16 protein-coding genes are annotated in these 15,239 nt (G+C 62.7%); 13 read left to right on the top strand and 3 right to left on the bottom strand.

Going from position 1 to position 15,239, the window contains the following annotated elements:
- The first annotated feature begins 25 nt into the window (after nt 1-25).
- The 6 genes from JVX98_RS29455 (at nt 26) to JVX98_RS29480 (ending at nt 6,329) form a co-directional block, all read left to right on the top strand.
- A complete protein-coding gene (locus JVX98_RS29455; protein WP_192449119.1) occupies nt 26-793 on the top strand; it encodes a FadR/GntR family transcriptional regulator in 768 nt (255 codons plus the stop codon).
- Nucleotides 794-847: 54 nt separating this feature from the next.
- Entirely contained in the window at nt 848-1,996 is a 1,149-nt protein-coding gene (gene dgoD / locus JVX98_RS29460) for a galactonate dehydratase (protein WP_205239958.1), read from the top strand.
- A gap of 11 nt (nt 1,997-2,007) precedes the next feature.
- Nucleotides 2,008-2,784, top strand: coding sequence for an SDR family oxidoreductase (locus JVX98_RS29465; RefSeq protein WP_205239959.1), 777 nt, complete (start codon nt 2,008-2,010; stop codon nt 2,782-2,784).
- A gap of 164 nt (nt 2,785-2,948) precedes the next feature.
- The gene (araD, locus tag JVX98_RS29470; protein WP_205239960.1) at nt 2,949-4,664 is read left to right on the top strand and encodes an L-arabinonate dehydratase; all 1,716 of its coding nucleotides are present in this window, start codon (nt 2,949-2,951) and stop codon (nt 4,662-4,664) included.
- Between the two features lie 10 nt (nt 4,665-4,674).
- Complete coding sequence (locus JVX98_RS29475) at nt 4,675-5,577, top strand: dihydrodipicolinate synthase family protein (protein ID WP_205239961.1); 903 nt, start codon at nt 4,675-4,677, stop codon at nt 5,575-5,577.
- Between the two features lie 50 nt (nt 5,578-5,627).
- Nucleotides 5,628-6,329, top strand: a complete 702-nt coding sequence (locus JVX98_RS29480; protein WP_192449124.1) for a FadR/GntR family transcriptional regulator — start codon at nt 5,628-5,630, stop codon at nt 6,327-6,329.
- 49 nt (nt 6,330-6,378) lie between these two features.
- Here the strand turns inward: JVX98_RS29480 and JVX98_RS29485 are convergent, their stop codons facing one another.
- Together JVX98_RS29485 and JVX98_RS29490 are read right to left on the bottom strand one after the other, a co-directional pair.
- A complete protein-coding gene (locus JVX98_RS29485) occupies nt 6,379-6,681 on the bottom strand; it encodes a putative quinol monooxygenase (RefSeq protein WP_205239962.1) in 303 nt (100 codons plus the stop codon).
- A 329-nt stretch (nt 6,682-7,010) separates the two neighbouring features.
- On the bottom strand, nt 7,011-7,796 hold the full coding sequence (locus tag JVX98_RS29490) for a LysR substrate-binding domain-containing protein (RefSeq protein ID WP_371826593.1): 786 nt from the start codon (nt 7,794-7,796) through the stop codon (nt 7,011-7,013).
- Between the two features lie 163 nt (nt 7,797-7,959).
- Between JVX98_RS29490 and JVX98_RS29495 the strand changes: the two genes are divergently transcribed.
- The 4 genes from JVX98_RS29495 to JVX98_RS32585 all read left to right on the top strand — a co-directional run bounded on the left by JVX98_RS29495 (nt 7,960) and on the right by JVX98_RS32585 (nt 10,665).
- A complete protein-coding gene (locus JVX98_RS29495; protein WP_192449127.1) occupies nt 7,960-8,745 on the top strand; it encodes an SDR family oxidoreductase in 786 nt (261 codons plus the stop codon).
- A 12-nt stretch (nt 8,746-8,757) separates the two neighbouring features.
- Entirely contained in the window at nt 8,758-9,465 is a 708-nt protein-coding gene (locus JVX98_RS29500) for a ribonuclease activity regulator RraA (protein ID WP_043612598.1), read from the top strand.
- Complete coding sequence (locus tag JVX98_RS29505; RefSeq protein ID WP_205239963.1) at nt 9,462-10,388, top strand: dihydrodipicolinate synthase family protein; 927 nt, start codon at nt 9,462-9,464, stop codon at nt 10,386-10,388. Before JVX98_RS29500 ends, JVX98_RS29505 begins: the two co-directional genes overlap by 4 nt.
- A 154-nt stretch (nt 10,389-10,542) precedes the next feature.
- On the top strand, nt 10,543-10,665 hold the full coding sequence (locus JVX98_RS32585; protein ID WP_256442748.1) for a hypothetical protein: 123 nt from the start codon (nt 10,543-10,545) through the stop codon (nt 10,663-10,665).
- Between the two features lie 131 nt (nt 10,666-10,796).
- On the opposite strand, the gene JVX98_RS29510 is transcribed toward JVX98_RS32585, so the two are convergent.
- Nucleotides 10,797-12,230, bottom strand: coding sequence for an aldehyde dehydrogenase family protein (locus JVX98_RS29510; RefSeq protein WP_205239964.1), 1,434 nt, complete (start codon nt 12,228-12,230; stop codon nt 10,797-10,799).
- A 220-nt stretch (nt 12,231-12,450) separates the two neighbouring features.
- On the opposite strand from JVX98_RS29510, the gene JVX98_RS29515 reads away from it, so the two are divergent.
- From JVX98_RS29515 to JVX98_RS29525, 3 genes are read left to right on the top strand one after another with little or no spacing between them, the layout of a single operon-like run.
- Nucleotides 12,451-13,485, top strand: a complete 1,035-nt coding sequence (locus JVX98_RS29515) for an ABC transporter substrate-binding protein (protein ID WP_192449131.1) — start codon at nt 12,451-12,453, stop codon at nt 13,483-13,485.
- A gap of 4 nt (nt 13,486-13,489) precedes the next feature.
- Nucleotides 13,490-14,293, top strand: a complete 804-nt coding sequence (locus tag JVX98_RS29520) for an ABC transporter ATP-binding protein (protein ID WP_043612297.1) — start codon at nt 13,490-13,492, stop codon at nt 14,291-14,293.
- Complete coding sequence (locus tag JVX98_RS29525) at nt 14,293-15,129, top strand: ABC transporter permease (protein ID WP_371742573.1); 837 nt, start codon at nt 14,293-14,295, stop codon at nt 15,127-15,129. Before JVX98_RS29520 ends, JVX98_RS29525 begins: the two co-directional genes overlap by 1 nt.
- The last annotated feature ends 110 nt before the right edge of the window (nt 15,130-15,239 follow it).

The following is a 15,239-nucleotide window of genomic DNA, read 5'->3' on the forward strand; positions in this document are numbered from 1 at the left end:
ACAGGGAGACGGAAGCGGGAGGAAAATGGCGGTGGAAGAGCAAAACTACAGCAACGGCGCGGAGGAGCGCGGCCAGCGTCGCCCTCGCGTTCAGAAGAATGTGACGCGCGCCATCGCCTCGGACATTTGCACCGACGTCTTTCCGGTCGGTTCCTTCCTGCCACGTGAAAACGATCTCTGCGAACGCTATGGCGTCAGCCGCACCGTCATCCGCGAAACCTTGAAGGTGCTGGAATCGAAGGGTATGGTCCGCGGCCGCTCCCGGGTGGGCACGATCGTCTGCAACAAGGACGAGTGGAACATCCTCGATTCCCAGGTGCTCGAATGGATCGGCGAGCGCATCTTCGAATTCGACCTATTGAACTGCGTTCTGGAGGCGCGCCGGGCGATCGAGCCAGCGGCCGCTGAGTTTGCAGCCGAGCGCGCGACCGTCCAGGAAATCGCCGACCTCGAGCACGCCTGGCAGGCGATGCGTGACGGCGAGCGCGATGTGGTCGGCTTCACCGATGCCGACGTCGCCTTTCATACCTGCCTGCTCAAGGCCAGCCATAACCAGGTCTTCCTGCAACTCGTCGGCATCATCCAGGCGGCGCTGAAGTTCTCGCTGTATGCCTCCAACGAAGTTGCCGAACGTCGTGACGAAGCAATCGATATCCATGGCGAACTGGTCGAGGCCCTGCGTCTGCGCGACAAGGCACGGGCGCGCGACTGTTCCACGCGCATGCTGGATCTCGCCGCCCGCGACCTCAAGCTTGCCGTCGAACGTCACCGGCCCGCCCCGTCGGCGCGCTGAAACCCTTTCCCGGGCGGTGTTCGCCGCCCTGTTCCACCCAGCGGATATCGCACCATGAAGATCACCAAGCTCACCACCTATATCGTTCCGCCGCGTTGGCTGTTTTTGAAGATCGAGACCGACGAAGGCATCGTCGGCTGGGGTGAGCCGGTCGTTGAAGGCCGCGCCCTGACCGTGGAAGCCGCCGTCGACGAGCTTGCGGACTATCTGATCGGCAAGGATCCGCTGCTGATCGAGGACCATTGGCAGGTCATGTATCGCGGCGGCTTCTACCGCGGCGGTGCCGTCCACATGTCGGCGATCGCAGGCATCGACCAGGCACTTTGGGACATCAAGGGCAAGGCCTACGGCCAGCCGGTGCATGCGTTGCTCGGCGGCCAGGTGCGCGACCGCATCAAGGTCTATTCCTGGATCGGCGGCGACCGTCCGTCCGATGTCGCCAAGAATGCCCGCGACGTGGTCGCCCGCGGCTTCAAGGCGATCAAGCTCAACGGCTGCGAAGAAATGCAGATCGTCGACACCTGGGAGAAGGTGGAAAAGGCGGTCGAAACCATTGCCACAATCCGTGAGGCGATCGGCCCGCATATCGGCATCGGCGTCGATTTCCACGGCCGCGTGCACCGGCCGATGGCGAAGGTCTTGGCGAAGGAGCTTCAGCCCTTCAACCTGATGTTCATCGAAGAGCCGGTGCTTTCGGAAAACCGCGAAGCGCTCAAGGAAATCGCCAACCATTGCTCGACGCCGATCGCGCTCGGCGAGCGGCTTTATTCGCGCTGGGACTTCAAGTCGGTGCTCTCCGACGGCTATGTCGATATCCTGCAGCCGGACCTGTCACATGCCGGCGGCATCACCGAATGCCGCAAGATTGCTGCGATGGCGGAAGCCTATGACGTGGCGCTGGCGCCGCATTGCCCACTCGGACCGATCGCGCTTGCCGCCTGCCTCCAGGTCGATGCCGTCAGCTACAACGCCTTCATCCAGGAACAGAGCCTCGGCATCCACTACAACACAGGTAACGACATTCTCGACTACATCTCCAACAAGGAAGTCTTCCACTACGCGGATGGCTTCGTGTCGATCCCGCAAGGCCCAGGCCTCGGCATCGAGGTGGACGAGCAATATGTCATCGAGCGGGCAAAGGAAGGCCATCGCTGGCGCAACCCGATCTGGCGCCACGCCGATGGCAGCGTCGCCGAGTGGTAGGGAGCGCGGACATGGCGGGTCGTCTTGAGGGAAAACGCGTCGTCGTCACCGGGGCGGCACAAGGGATAGGCCTCGCGATCGCCGAAGCCTTCTTTGGGGAGGGGGCGAGCCTCTTCCTCATCGACCGTGACGGCGATCTCTTGGCGACCGAAGCCGAGCGGCTGCGTGCGGCGGGCGGAAAGGTCGGCTACGCCACGGCCGACATCACCGATGCGGATGCCATCGAGCAGACCGTTGCTGCCGCCGCGCGTGAGATCGGCCAGCCGAATGCGCTCGTCAACAATGCCGGGGTCAACGTGTTCTTCGAGCCGTTGAAACTGTCGGACGCCGACTGGCAGCGCTGCTTCGACATCAATCTCAAGGGCGCGTGGAACTGCAGCAAGGCTGTGCTGCCGGGCATGATCGAGGCGGGCGGCGGCGTCATCCTCAATATCGCCTCGACCCACGCCTTCACGATCATCCCCCACACCTTCCCCTATCCGGTCGCCAAACATGCGCTTCTCGGCATGACCAAGGCGCTGGGCCTCGAATATGCCGGGCAGGGCGTGCGCGTGAATGCGCTGGCGCCGGGCTATGTGCGCACGCAAAAGGCCGTGGAATACTGGAACAGCTTCCCCGATCCGGTCGCAGCCGAGGCCGAGACGATGAAGCTCCATCCCGGCGGCCGCATCGCAACACCGGGGGAGATCGCCAAGGCTGCGCTCTTCATGATCTCGGACGAATGCCCGTTCATGAACGCCACCTGCCTGACGGTCGATGGCGGCATGAGTGTGCTCCATCATCCCTGAACGACGACTTCGACAGCTTCCCTCGACTTTGCAGCCTCCGGCGTCTCCCGCCGGAGGTTTTTCTTTGCCTTCACGTCCGGGCCGTTCACCGCTTGACCGAGAATAACTCTGATTATATGAGAAATGTGACGAGCGGAGGCGCTCAACGTCGTCGGGGAGGGCACATGTCCAGAAAATTGAGATCACAGAATTGGTTTGGCGGACTGGACAAGGACGCCTTCATTCACCGCAGCTGGATGAAGAACAACGGTTTGCCTGACGATGTCTTCGACGGTCGGCCGGTGATCGGCATCTGCAACACCTTCTCGGAGCTGACGCCGTGCAACGCGCATTTCCGAGGACTGGTGGAGCACATCAAGGCGGGCGTGCTCGAGGCCGGTGGCCTGCCGCTGGAGTTTCCGGTGTTTTCCTGTGGCGAGTCCAATCTGCGACCGACCGCCATGCTCTTCCGCAACCTCGCCTCGATGGATGTCGAGGAGGCGATCCGCGGCAACCCCATCGACGGCGTCGTGCTGATGGCGGGCTGCGACAAGACCACGCCGTCGCTGGTAATGGGGGCGGCCTCCTGTGATCTTCCTTCGATTGTCATCTCCGGCGGACCGATGTTGAACGGCCGCTTCAAGGGCCGGACGATCGGCTCGGGGACGGACGTGTGGAAGTTTTCCGAAGACGTGCGTGCCGGCGTCATGTCGCAACGGGATTTCATGGCCGCCGAAAGCGCCATGTCGCGCTCGCCGGGCCATTGCATGACGATGGGCACCGCATCGACCATGGCGTCCATGGTTGAAGCGCTCGGGCTTGCGCTGCCCGGCAATGCCACCTTTCCGGCGGTCGACGCCGGCCGTGCCCGGCTGGCGCGGCTGACGGGGCGGCGGATCGTCGAAATGGTGGCGGAGGATCTCCGTCTGTCGAAGATCCTGACCCGTGACGCCTTCGCCAATGCCATCCGCGTCAACGGCGCGATCGGCGGCTCCACCAACGCCGTCGTGCATCTCCTGGCAATCGCCGGGCGGATCGGCACGAAACTCTCGCTCGACGACTGGGATCGGTTCGGCCGCGATATCCCGACCATCCTCAACCTCATGCCTTCGGGGCGCTATCTGATGGAAGATTTCCATTATGCCGGCGGGCTGCCGGCCGTCATGAAGGAGATCGCCGACCTCCTGGATCTCGGCGCATTGACGGTGACGGGACAGAGCGTTGGCGCCAACATCGAAGGCGTCGAGAACTACAATGATGACGTCATCCTGCCGCTCGATCGGGCTCTCACCGCAAGCGGCGGGATCGCCGTAGTGCGCGGCAACCTTGCGCCTGATGGCGCGATCATCAAGCCTTCCGCAGCGATGCCGACGCTGATGCAGCACCGCGGCCGCGCCGTCGTGTTCGAAACCATCGACCACTACAAGGCGCGGATCGATGACCCGGATCTCGATATCGACGAAACCTCGATCATGGTGCTGAAGAACTGCGGCCCGAAGGGCTATCCGGGCATGGCCGAGGTCGGCAACATGGCTCTCCCGCAGAAGCTCCTGAAAAAGGGCGTGCGCGACATGGTGAGGATCTCGGATGCCCGCATGTCGGGGACGGCCTTTGGCACCGTCGTCCTGCACACCGCACCGGAAGCTGCGGTTGGCGGCCCACTGGCCCTGGTAAAGGACGGTGACTGGATCGAGCTCGACGTTGCCGGCCGCCGCCTCCACCTCGATGTCAGCGACGCGGAACTGGCGCGTCGAAAAGCCGCCTGGACCGCACCGATCCCGGAAATGGTCGGTGGTTATCAAGGGCTCTATGTCGAGCGCGTGATGCAGGCCGACACCGGAGCGGATCTCGATTTTCTCGTCGGCGGCCGCGGCCACGCGGTTCCGCGCGAAAGCCATTAAGGAGGCGACGGTGGACGACTTCCGCATCGAAAACCTTCACGGCATCCACGCCATCCTCTACGCGCTCTTCGACAAGGACGAAAAGCTCGACCGCGCCGCCATGCGACGCCAGACGGAAATCTGCCTGGAAAGCGGCGTGCACGGCATGGCAGGGCTCGGCCTTGCGACCGAGGCTTCAAAGCTCGACGAGGCCGAGCGCGTGGCCATCATGGAGTGGTTGATCGAGGATACGGCAAGCCAGGTACCGGTCGCCCTGACGATCTTTGGCGCGTCGGTCGAGGAACAGGTGCGCCAGGCGCGGCATGCGTCACGGGCTGGCGCTGACTGGTTGATCCTCCAGCCTCCCATGGTCGGCCAGTTCTCGGCTGCCGAATACATCCGCTTCTTCGGCCGCGTCGCCGATCAGACCGATCTGCCGCTTGCCATCCAGAACGCCCCGGCCCTGATGGGGCGCGGGCTGACGGCCGCGGATATTCGCGAGCTCGTGCGCCAACACCCGAACATCCGGTTGGTGAAGGGCGAGGGGCCCGTCGTCGACATCGCCCATCTCATCGAGGTCACCGAGGGCCGACTGCCGGTGTTCAATGGCCGTGCGGGCCTCGAACTGCTCGAGAACCTGCGGATCGGTTGTCACGGCCTGATCCTTGCGCCTGACTCGATCGATTACGCCGTGCGCGCCTATGAGTTCTTTTCAGACGGCTGGGACGAGCACGCCGAGGAGGCCTATCGGCAGATGCTGCCCGGTGTGGTCTTCACCATGCAGGGCATCGAGACGCTGCTTTGTTACGGCAAGCGCCTCTTCGGCGAGCGGGCGGGCATGACGATCCACGACCGTGCGCCGGCCATGCGACCGACTGCGCTTGGCATCAAAATGACCCGCCGCTATGCGGCCGCGATGGGTGGCTTTTCCTGATCGGGGCGACCGGCTATGAACGTGGCTGAGATGCAATGGAGAGTGTGGGCATGAAGGCAATCGCTCGGGAGGATCGCGGCCTGCCGGCTCGTATCGCAGGCGATATCGGCCGTCGCATCACGCTCGGCGAACTCAAGGTCGGCGAAACGCTGCCGAAGGAGGCCGACATGCTGGCGACGCTCGGCGTCAGCCGCACGACGCTGCGCGAAGCGCTGAAGATCCTGTCGACCAAGGGCTTCATCGAGGCAAAGCCACGGCTCGGGACGCGCGTGCGGGCAGCCGAACACTGGAACACGCTCGATCCCGTCGTGCTGTCTTGGCAAAGCGATGCGGAGGATCAGGCAACGCTTGCCGAAGAACTGTTCGAACTCCGCCTGTCGATCGAGCCGCTTGCCGCACGCCTTGCCGCCAGACGTGGATCTGCGGCCGAACATGCCGAGATCCGCGCCGCCTTCGAGCGGATGGCAGAGGGTGGCGCCCGTGTCGAAGACGCGATCGAGGCCGATATCGCCTTCCATCTCAACATCTTCCAGGCCGCGCACAACCGTTTCCTCCTGCCGGTTGCGTCCGTCATCCGGGCGGCGCTCTCCATCAGCATCCCGAAGACGATGGCGGCGACAGGCGGTTTTGGTCAATCCCTGGCCCAGCACGAGGCGATCCTGATCGCGATCGAAGACCGCGACGAGGACAAGGCGTTCGACCGCGCAGCAGCGTTGATCGCTTCGACCTACAAGCGCAATTTCGCCTCTTAACCAGTAGTTCCGGCGATAAGGCCCGCACGTTCGAGATCGTCACCGCGCCTCAGGGGGAGACCTGATCCAAGAAAATCAGGCGCAGAGGTTCTTCAAGGAGAGCATCGATTTCGGCGGCGAAGGCTTGAAAATGGGGTGCCGCGAAATGTGCGTCGAGCGCAGCCTGGTCGGCGAAAGCCTCGCGCATGTAGAAGGTTCCGGGCTCATCGCGCAGCTCGAACAAGACATAGTCGAGGTTGCCGGGTTCTGCCCGCGTTGGGGCGATGAGGCCGAGCAGGCCCTGCCGGAGGGTCTCGTGCTGGTGCGGCTTGGCCTTCAAGATCGCGATGGAGATTACCTTTTCTGTGGTCATGACGGCTCCTTTCGTCGGACGTTGTCTTGGCGATCATCCAGCCGAAGCTTTCCCACGGGCGCTCGACGACCCTGTCTGTGATTCTGCGGATGGTTGGTGCAAACGGGTTGAAATGCTTTGGGCCGATCAGGACACGTCCTCATCAAGGAGCCCCGATCGACTACGAGAGACGTTAGTACCGTGCGGCGTGGTCTGATAATCCGTGACGAACAGAAATGTTATTTCGGAACTGCCGAATAATCTTGGCTCGGTGTGTCGGTTCCGGCTCGGGGCCGTCGGCCAGTGCCCAAGCCGACCTCCAGGCAATCGCCGACGCGACCTGCGCTTTTCTATGATCGAATGGCGTCGAGGACGGTCTGGATCAGTCGGCCGGACGGCACGTTGCGCGGTCGGAGCAAGCCGATCTCACGGTTTGGCGCATTCGGTAGCGGCAGACGAGCCACGCGCAGGTTGTCGAAGAGCGGCGAGCGCCAGTCGGGCATCAGCGATACCCCGAGCCCAGCTTCAACCATCATCGATATGGCTTCCAGTGAATCGAGCTCCAGCCACTCACGCGGAAGAATACGCTGGGTTTGAAGGTAGCTATCGGCCAGCCGGCCGCCCCAGTTGCTTCGGTCGTAACGAATGAACGGTTGCTCGCGAAGCAGGCGATCGACGGGAATGTCTGCAAGGTCCGACGGGGCCAGGAGAACGAACCGTTCCGACCGGATGAGGTCCCAGCTGAGCGTTTTGGGGATGGGGAAGGGCGGTTTGACAAGGATCGCCGCGTCGATCCTCTCCTCCGCGACACTGTTATAGAGTTCGGCCGACGTACCCGGCAGCAGGAAGATGTCGACGCCCGGCATCCTGTCGAAGACCCGCCGCAAGGCGTTCGGAAGCAGGCCGGTCAGCACCGTCGAGATGGCGCCCAGCCGGAGTTCTCCGAATGCCTGGTCGTCGCGCGCCAGGCCCTTCAGCTGCCTGACTTCGGCCAGAACGCGCCGGCTCTTTTCCAGGATTGCGACGCCCGCTTCGGTTGGCTTCACCCGCCTGCCAGAACGCGCAAGAAGAGGCAGTCCGATCTCGTCTTCCAGCGCCTGGATGCGTTGCGCGACCGCCGCCGGCGTGACGCCCATGCGGCGCGACGCCTCGGCGAGAGAGCCATGCTGAACCACTGCCAGAAAGGTTTCGAGAAAGCGTGTTTCCATCGTTAGTTTTTCTATCGTCTGAAGGGATAAAAAGGAAGGTTTTTCTTCCGTTTTCGCCTTGTCATAGTGCCGCCAAACACAGGAGGAAGAGTTGGATCTTCAGTTGAATGGCAAGACGGCGCTCGTATTCGGCGCCGGTGGCGGACTTGGTGGCGCGATCGCCAGGTCGCTTGCGGCCGAAGGCGTTTCCGTCGTCGTGGCCGACATCCACGAGGAAAGCGCCAAGGCGACCGCGCAAGCAATCAAGGAGACAGGCGGCAAGGCCATTCCGCTCGTTTGGGATATCGGCGACCTTTCCCTGATCGGTCAGAAGCTCGATGCCATCAAGGCTGCGTTCGGGCCGGTCGACATCCTCGTCAACAACACCGGCGGGCCGCCGCCGACGCCCGCCGCCGGACAGTCGCCCGACGATTGGTCGAAATATTTCGATCTCATGGTTCGCTCGGTGATTGCGGTCACCGATGCGGTGCTTCCGGGCATGCGCGAGCGCAAATGGGGCCGCATCGTTACTTCGACGTCTTCCGGCGTCGTCGCGCCGATTGCAAATCTCGGCATATCGAACAGCCTGCGGCTGGCCTTGGTCGGCTGGTCGAAGACCCTGGCGCGCGAGGTCGGCCGCGACGGCATCACCGCAAACATCGTGCTGCCGGGGCGCATCGCCACCGGCCGGATCGTCTTTCTGGACGAGCAGAAAGCCAAGCGCGAGAACCGGCCCGTTGCCGATGTCACGGCCGAAAGCACCGGGTCGATCCCGGTCGGGCGCTACGGCGATCCGAAGGAATATGGCGACACCGTCACTTTCCTTGCCAGCCCCCGCGCCTCCTACATCACCGGCTCAGTCATCCGTGTCGATGGCGGCCTGATCAACAGCATTTGATTTGGGTCTCCCATGACACTTGAACCTCACGTCGTTGAAACCCTGAAGAGCGTCTCCACTGCGACGCTTACGACGGTTCTCCTCAAAAAAGGGCTTCGCAACATCTGGATGCGCGGCACGAAGCCGCTGAAGCCCGGCCAGGGACGGGTTGTCGGCAAGGCATTTACGCTGCGCTTCATTCCTGCCCGAGAGGACCTCGCTACGCCTGCAAGCTGGGCGTCGCCAATCTCTACCCGGGCGGCGATCGAAGCGATGCCGGAGGGCTGCATCGCCGTCGCCGATGCGGTGGGCGTCAGTGACGCCGGCATCTTCGGCGATATCCTGTGCGCCCGGATGGCGAAACGCAAAGTTGCCGGCCTCGTCACCGATGGCGTGATGCGGGACGGCGAGGGGGTGCTGGCGAGCGGCATGAAGGTGTGGTGCAATGGCATCGCAGCACCGCCTTCCGTCGCAGGCCTGACCTTCGTTGGGTGGCAGGAGCCGATCAATTGCGGCGGCGTTGCCGTTCTGCCTGATGATGTTGTCGTGGTCGACGACGACGGCGCAGTCCTTATCCCGGCCGCGCTCCTCGAAGAGGTGCTCGCTGAGGCACCCGAACAGGAACGCATAGAAGGCTGGATCATGAGCGAAGTGGATCGGGGCGTACCGCTTCCCGGTCTTTACCCGATGAACGCTGAAACGAAGGCCCGCTACGAGGCCTGGAAGGAAAAGCAGAAATGACGTTCAGCACGCAATCCAAGGGCGTCTACGCCATTGCGACGACACCGTTTTTCGAGGACGGCTCGATCGACTTCAACTCGATCGACAAGTTGACGGACTTTTATGAGGAGAGCGGTTGCACCGGCGTCACGATCCTTGGGATCATGGGGGAGGCCCCGAAGCTCGAGCCGGAGGAAAGCCGAGCCATCGTCAAGCGCGTTGTCTCCCGGTCGAAGATTCCAGTGATCGTCGGGGTCTCCGCTCCAGGCTTTGCCAGCATGCGCTCGCTGGCGCGTGACTCGATGGAGATGGGTGCTGCCGGCGTCATGATCGCTCCGCCACCCGCGCTGCGCACAGATGATCAGATCGTCAACTATTTCGCCGGGGCGGTGGAAGCGGTCGGCGAAGATGTGCCGTGGGTTCTGCAGGATTACCCGCTGACCCTCACGGTTGTCATGACACCAGGCGTCATCGCGAAGATCATCACCAACCACCCGTCCTGCCTCATGCTGAAGCACGAGGACTGGCCCGGTCTTGAGAAAATTTCGAAGTTGCGCGCCATGCAGAAGGCAGGCGACCTTCGCGAGTTTTCCATCCTCTGCGGCAACGGCGGCCTGTTCCTCGACTTCGAGCCGGAGCGCGGTGCCGATGGAGCCATGACCGGCTATGGCTTTCCGGACATGCTTACCGAACTGATGAAGCTTTCTGCGGCCGGAAAGAGGGATGAAGCACACGATCTCTTCGACGCGCACCTGCCTCTAATCCGTTACGAGCAGCAGCTCGGGATCGGCCTTGCCATTCGCAAGCACGTTTTGAAGCGTCGCGGCGTCATCGCCACCGACGCGCAGCGCAAGCCGGCACAGATGCTCACGTCGGCCGCGCGGGCAGAAGTGGATTACCTGCTTGCCCGCGTCGCGCGACACGACAAGCGCGCTGCCCTTTAATTACCCGCCTGTCCCAAGCCCGTCCACCGCCGATCAAAGGCCGCGGACGGGCGTAGAGGGGGCCATCCTCCACCATCCTGAGCCGAGGGCCATGAGGACGGGATTTCGATCTTGGCGATCGTCGAACATGGCGGTTGAAGAACGAGGCTTGACGATGCAGGGCCAGGAAGATTTCCTTGAACGGACGTTGCGGATCGGTGTGATCGTTGCGGTCGCGATCCTGCTTGCGACGATCCAGTACGTGGTCTCCTCGCGATCTCTCTATCCGGCTCTTTGAGAGAAAGCCGCGCCCGCACACCTTAAGCTGGCGGGCTTGGCTGCTTTCCTCGCGCATCTCTTTCAACGAGTGAAATAGCCCTGCCACCCAACAAGCAATCGCTTGATGGGTGGCAGGGCTTTGCCCGAGACTTACGCCAGCGTGTAGGCCGTCTTGACGGTTGTGTAGAACTCGGCGGCGTAGCGTCCCTGCTCGCGCGATCCGTGCGACGAGCCCTTGCGGCCGCCAAACGGCACGTGGAAGTCGACACCCGCCGTCGGCAGGTTGACCATCACCATGCCGGCCTCCGCATTGCGCTTGAAATGGGTCGCGTGCTTCAGGCTGGTGGTAGCGATGCCCGACGACAGGCCGAAGGGTGTGTCGTTGGCGACAGAGAGCGCTTCGTCGTAGCCCCTGACCCGGATGACCGATGCGACCGGCCCGAAGATCTCTTCGCGGGAAATGCGCATGGCGTTTGTCGCCTCGGTAAACAGCGCCGGCTGCAGGTAGAAGCCGGGCGTGTCGCGCTTCAAGAGTTCGCCGCCGAAGGCAAGCTTGGCGCCTTCCTGCTTTCCGATAGCGATATAGTCGGTGTCCTGGTTGAGCTGGCTCTGGTCGACCACCGGGCCGATCTGGGTGCCAGCCTTCAGCGCGTCATCAATGGTCAGCCCCTTCATGCGCTCGCCCATCGCGGCAACGAAACGATCATGAATGCCCTCGGTGACGATGAGGCGGGACGACGCGGTGCAGCGCTGGCCGGTCGAGAAGAAGGCGGAATTGACCGCTGCCTCGACCGCGACACCGAGGTCGGCATCGTCGAGCACGACGAACGGGTTCTTGCCACCCATTTCCAGCTGGTATTTGCGATTGTGCTCGACCGAAGCCAAGGCGACGCGTTTGCCGGTACCGGTCGAGCCGGTAAAGGTGATGGCGTGCACGTCGGGGCTGTCGAGCATCGCCTGGCCGACGACCGAGCCCTTGCCCATGACGAGGTTCAACACGCCCTTCGGCAGGCCGGCGCGGTGCAGGATATCGACGATCGCCCAGGAACTGCCGGGCACCAGCTCGGCCGGCTTGAAGACAACGGTGTTGCCGTAACAAAGCGCCGGCGCGATCTTCCAGGCAGGAATGGCGATCGGGAAATTCCAGGGCGTGATGATGCCGACGACGCCGACCGGTTCTCGGGTGATCTCGACGCCGATATTGGGCCTTGCCGACGGCAGCACTTCGCCCGCCAACCGCAGGCATTCGCCGGCGAAGAAGTCGAAGATCTGGCTGGCGCGCACCGTCTCGCCGATGCCTTCGGCCAATGTCTTGCCTTCCTCGCGCGACAACAGCCTGCCGAGCTCGTCCTTGCGGGCAAGGATCTCGTCGGCGGTTTTTCTCAGGATCGCATGGCGCTCGAGGATGCCGGAGCGCGACCAGGCCGGAAACGCCGCCTTCGCAGCGGCAATCGCCGCCCGCGCATCGTCCGCTGACGCGCGGGCATATTCGCCGACCACGTCGTTGGTGTCGGACGGGTTGATGTTGCGGAACGCTTCGCTACCGGCGATCCATTCCCCATCGATCAGGTTTTTCTGCACCATATCTATCCTCCGCGGCGCTCACACTTTGACTATGTCTCTGCTTATCGGACGCGATGGGGCCGGCAGAAAGAACAATCTTTCGACCCCGCCATTGCCGAAACGGCAAACCTGAAGGTCGGTCCGAGCGTTGCCGTATCGGCAATACCAACCGCTAAAAATTGTGCTTTATGAGATGCCAAATTCCATCATCATCGCTCCCATAACAAGCAAGGGGAACGATATGTCTCGTTTAATGATGAACCGCCGAGGTTTCCTTTCTAGTGCGGCCGCAATGGGCGCGATTGCCGCCACCCATAACCTCATCAATGTTTCACCCGGCCTTGCGGCCGATTCCGCCACCATCCGCATGCAGCTCGGTTGGCTGCCGTCGAACGGGCTTCTCGGAGAGCTCGTGGCCCGCAAGAAGGGCTACTACGCCGAACAGAACATTGAGCTCGAAATCGTGCCCGGCGGACCGAATGTCGATGGCGTTGCGGGCGTTGCCGTTGGCCAGTCGACCATCGGCCAGATTTCCTCCAGCCCGTCCGTCATGCTGGCGCGTTCGGCCGGCGCCCCGATCAAGGCATTCGCCGCCGGCTACCAGAAACATCCCTTCGCCTATTTCTCCCGCAAGGCAAATCCGATCGCCAAGCCTCAGGACATGATCGGCAAGACGATCGCCGCGATCCCGACCTCGGTCATCCTTCTGCGCGCGCTGCTCGCCAAGAACGGGATCTCGGAAGACCAGGTCAAGATCGTCAACATGGGCTCGGACATGAACCAGCTGGTGACCGGCCAGGCCGATGCGGTCTGTGGATGGCTGACGAACGTCAACGCGCTGAAGGTGCTCGGGGATGACAGAGTCGATCTGACGCTCTGGGATGGCGGTATCCGGCTCTATGCCAACGTCTACTATACCACCGACGACCAGCTGCAAAATCACGCGGACCAGCTCGCAGCTTTCGTATCCGGTTCGGCCCGCGGTTGGGGTTATGCCCGTGACCATCAGGAAGAGGCCGTCGACATCCTGCTCGAATCCTACCCCAACCTCGACAAGGCGAGCGAACTGGAGGCCATCGGGCCGCTGATGAAGTTCGTGTTCAACGAAACCACCGCGAGCGAGGGCTGGGGTGGCATGGACCAGGCAAACTGGGCGGAGCAGATCAAGACCTATGCGGATCTCGGCCAGTTCACAGGTCCGGTTCCCAACGTCGACGACGTCTACACAATGGCGATCCTGGATGCGACCGCCGATGTCCGCAAAAGCGTAGGATAAGGCGATGCTGGAAACGCTCATCAGACCTGGCCAGGCTTCGGTCGGCAACGCCGCCGTGTCGGTGAAGAACCTTCACATCCGCTTTGGCGCGGATGATTCAGGCTTCACTGCACTCTCGGATGTCTCGGTCGAGATACCGGCCGGCTCGCTCGTGACCATGCTCGGCCCATCCGGCTGCGGCAAGTCGACCTTGCTGCGTACGGTCGCGGATCTCGTGCACATCACCGACGGTTCGGTGTCGGTGCATGGCCAGACGCCACGCAAGGCGCGCGAGGGACGCGATTTTGCCTTCGTCTTCCAGGAAGCAACGCTGCTGCCGTGGCGCAATGTGATCGACAATGTGCGTCTCCCGTTGCTGGTGGGGAAACGCGAGGCGGGCGCGACCTATGCCGATCCGGAGGAGCTTCTCGCCCTCGTGGGGCTCAAGGGGCGTGAAAAGTCGATGCCGCACGAATTGTCGGGCGGCCAGCGCCAGCGCGTGGCGATAGCACGCGCGCTGGTGACCCGCCCGCGTATTCTCCTGATGGACGAGCCCTTCGGTGCGCTGGACGAGATCACGCGCGACAAGCTCAACGAAGAGCTGCTGCGCCTCTGGCAGGAAACCGGCACGACGATCCTCTTCGTCACCCATTCGATCCCCGAGGCGGTCTTCCTCGGTCAACATGTGCTGATGCTCGCCGCCCATCCTGGCCGCGTCAAAGAATTCATGAAAGTCGACCTGCCCTATCCGCGGTCCCTGGCGATGCGCGACACGGTCGAGTTCATCCAGGTGACCGCCCACCTGCGCAAACTTTTGGGAGAATGCTGATGGCCAATGCCCTTCCTTCACCGGCGGAAGGCCGCGCTTTGACCGACGGCAACCGGTTCCGGATCCTGGACGGTCTTGCCGCTGCGATCCTGCGGCATCTGCCGGCGACACTCGCGATCCTTGGCTGCATCCTTTTGTGGCAACTCGTCGTCTGGGGTTTTTCGGTGCCGACCTTCATGGCGCCCGGGCCGGTCGACGTCATCAAGGCCTTCGGCGAAAACGCCGGCGTGCTCTGGACGAACTTCTGGCCGACGCTCATGGAGGCGGTTCTCGGCTTCATCTTCGGCAACGTGATTGCCGTCCTTCTGGCGGTCTGGTTCGTATATAGCCCGCTCGCGGAACGCGCCTTCTATCCGATCGCCGTCATCATCAAGTCGATCCCGATCATCGCGCTTGCCCCAATCCTGGTGCTGCTCGTCGGAAACGGCATTGCGCCGAAGATCATCATCGCCGGCCTGATCTGCTTCTTCCCGACGCTGGTCAACATGGTGCAGGGACTGAAGTCGGCGAGCCCCGCAATGCTCGATCTGATGCGCATCCTGTCTGCCAGCAATTCCGAGATCTTCTGGAAGGTTCGCCTGCCGGGCTCGCTGCCTTTCCTTTTCGCGGCCCTTAAGATTGCGGCGACCAGCAGCGTGATGGGCGCCATCGTCGCCGAATGGATCGGCTCCAGCTACGGTCTCGGTGCGCTCATCATCGAGGCGACCTACAATTTCCGTTCGCCGCTGCTCTATGCGACGGTGGTGATTGCGGCCTCGCTTGCCGTGGTTCTCTTCTTCGCCGTCTCCTACGCGGAATCGAAGATCGTCCGCTGGAAACCGACGACGGACCACTGACCCCTCAAACCCTTTGCTGCCGGACCTGGATACCCAGGTCCGGTCAACGACGAAGTTACTGGCTGTGAGCTCCTCACATTTCGCCGGACACTTCCCCTATGGAGGAAACG

This window comes from Ensifer sp. PDNC004 (assembly GCF_016919405.1).
Lineage (GTDB): Bacteria > Pseudomonadota > Alphaproteobacteria > Rhizobiales > Rhizobiaceae > Ensifer.

Coding starts and splice junctions, on each gene's coding strand:
- JVX98_RS29455 (WP_192449119.1), top strand. CDS start 26: ATGGCGGTGGAAGAGCAAAACTACAGCAACGGCGCGGAGGAGCGCGGC.
- dgoD (WP_205239958.1), top strand. CDS start 848: ATGAAGATCACCAAGCTCACCACCTATATCGTTCCGCCGCGTTGGCTG.
- JVX98_RS29465 (WP_205239959.1), top strand. CDS start 2,008: ATGGCGGGTCGTCTTGAGGGAAAACGCGTCGTCGTCACCGGGGCGGCA.
- araD (WP_205239960.1), top strand. CDS start 2,949: ATGTCCAGAAAATTGAGATCACAGAATTGGTTTGGCGGACTGGACAAG.
- JVX98_RS29480 (WP_192449124.1), top strand. CDS start 5,628: ATGAAGGCAATCGCTCGGGAGGATCGCGGCCTGCCGGCTCGTATCGCA.
- JVX98_RS29485 (WP_205239962.1), bottom strand. CDS start 6,681: ATGACCACAGAAAAGGTAATCTCCATCGCGATCTTGAAGGCCAAGCCG.
- JVX98_RS29490 (WP_371826593.1), bottom strand. CDS start 7,796: ATGGGCGTCACGCCGGCGGCGGTCGCGCAACGCATCCAGGCGCTGGAA.
- JVX98_RS29500 (WP_043612598.1), top strand. CDS start 8,758: ATGACACTTGAACCTCACGTCGTTGAAACCCTGAAGAGCGTCTCCACT.
- JVX98_RS29505 (WP_205239963.1), top strand. CDS start 9,462: ATGACGTTCAGCACGCAATCCAAGGGCGTCTACGCCATTGCGACGACA.
- JVX98_RS32585 (WP_256442748.1), top strand. CDS start 10,543: ATGCAGGGCCAGGAAGATTTCCTTGAACGGACGTTGCGGATCGGTGTG.
- JVX98_RS29510 (WP_205239964.1), bottom strand. CDS start 12,230: ATGGTGCAGAAAAACCTGATCGATGGGGAATGGATCGCCGGTAGCGAA.
- JVX98_RS29515 (WP_192449131.1), top strand. CDS start 12,451: ATGTCTCGTTTAATGATGAACCGCCGAGGTTTCCTTTCTAGTGCGGCC.
- JVX98_RS29520 (WP_043612297.1), top strand. CDS start 13,490: ATGCTGGAAACGCTCATCAGACCTGGCCAGGCTTCGGTCGGCAACGCC.
- JVX98_RS29525 (WP_371742573.1), top strand. CDS start 14,293: ATGGCCAATGCCCTTCCTTCACCGGCGGAAGGCCGCGCTTTGACCGAC.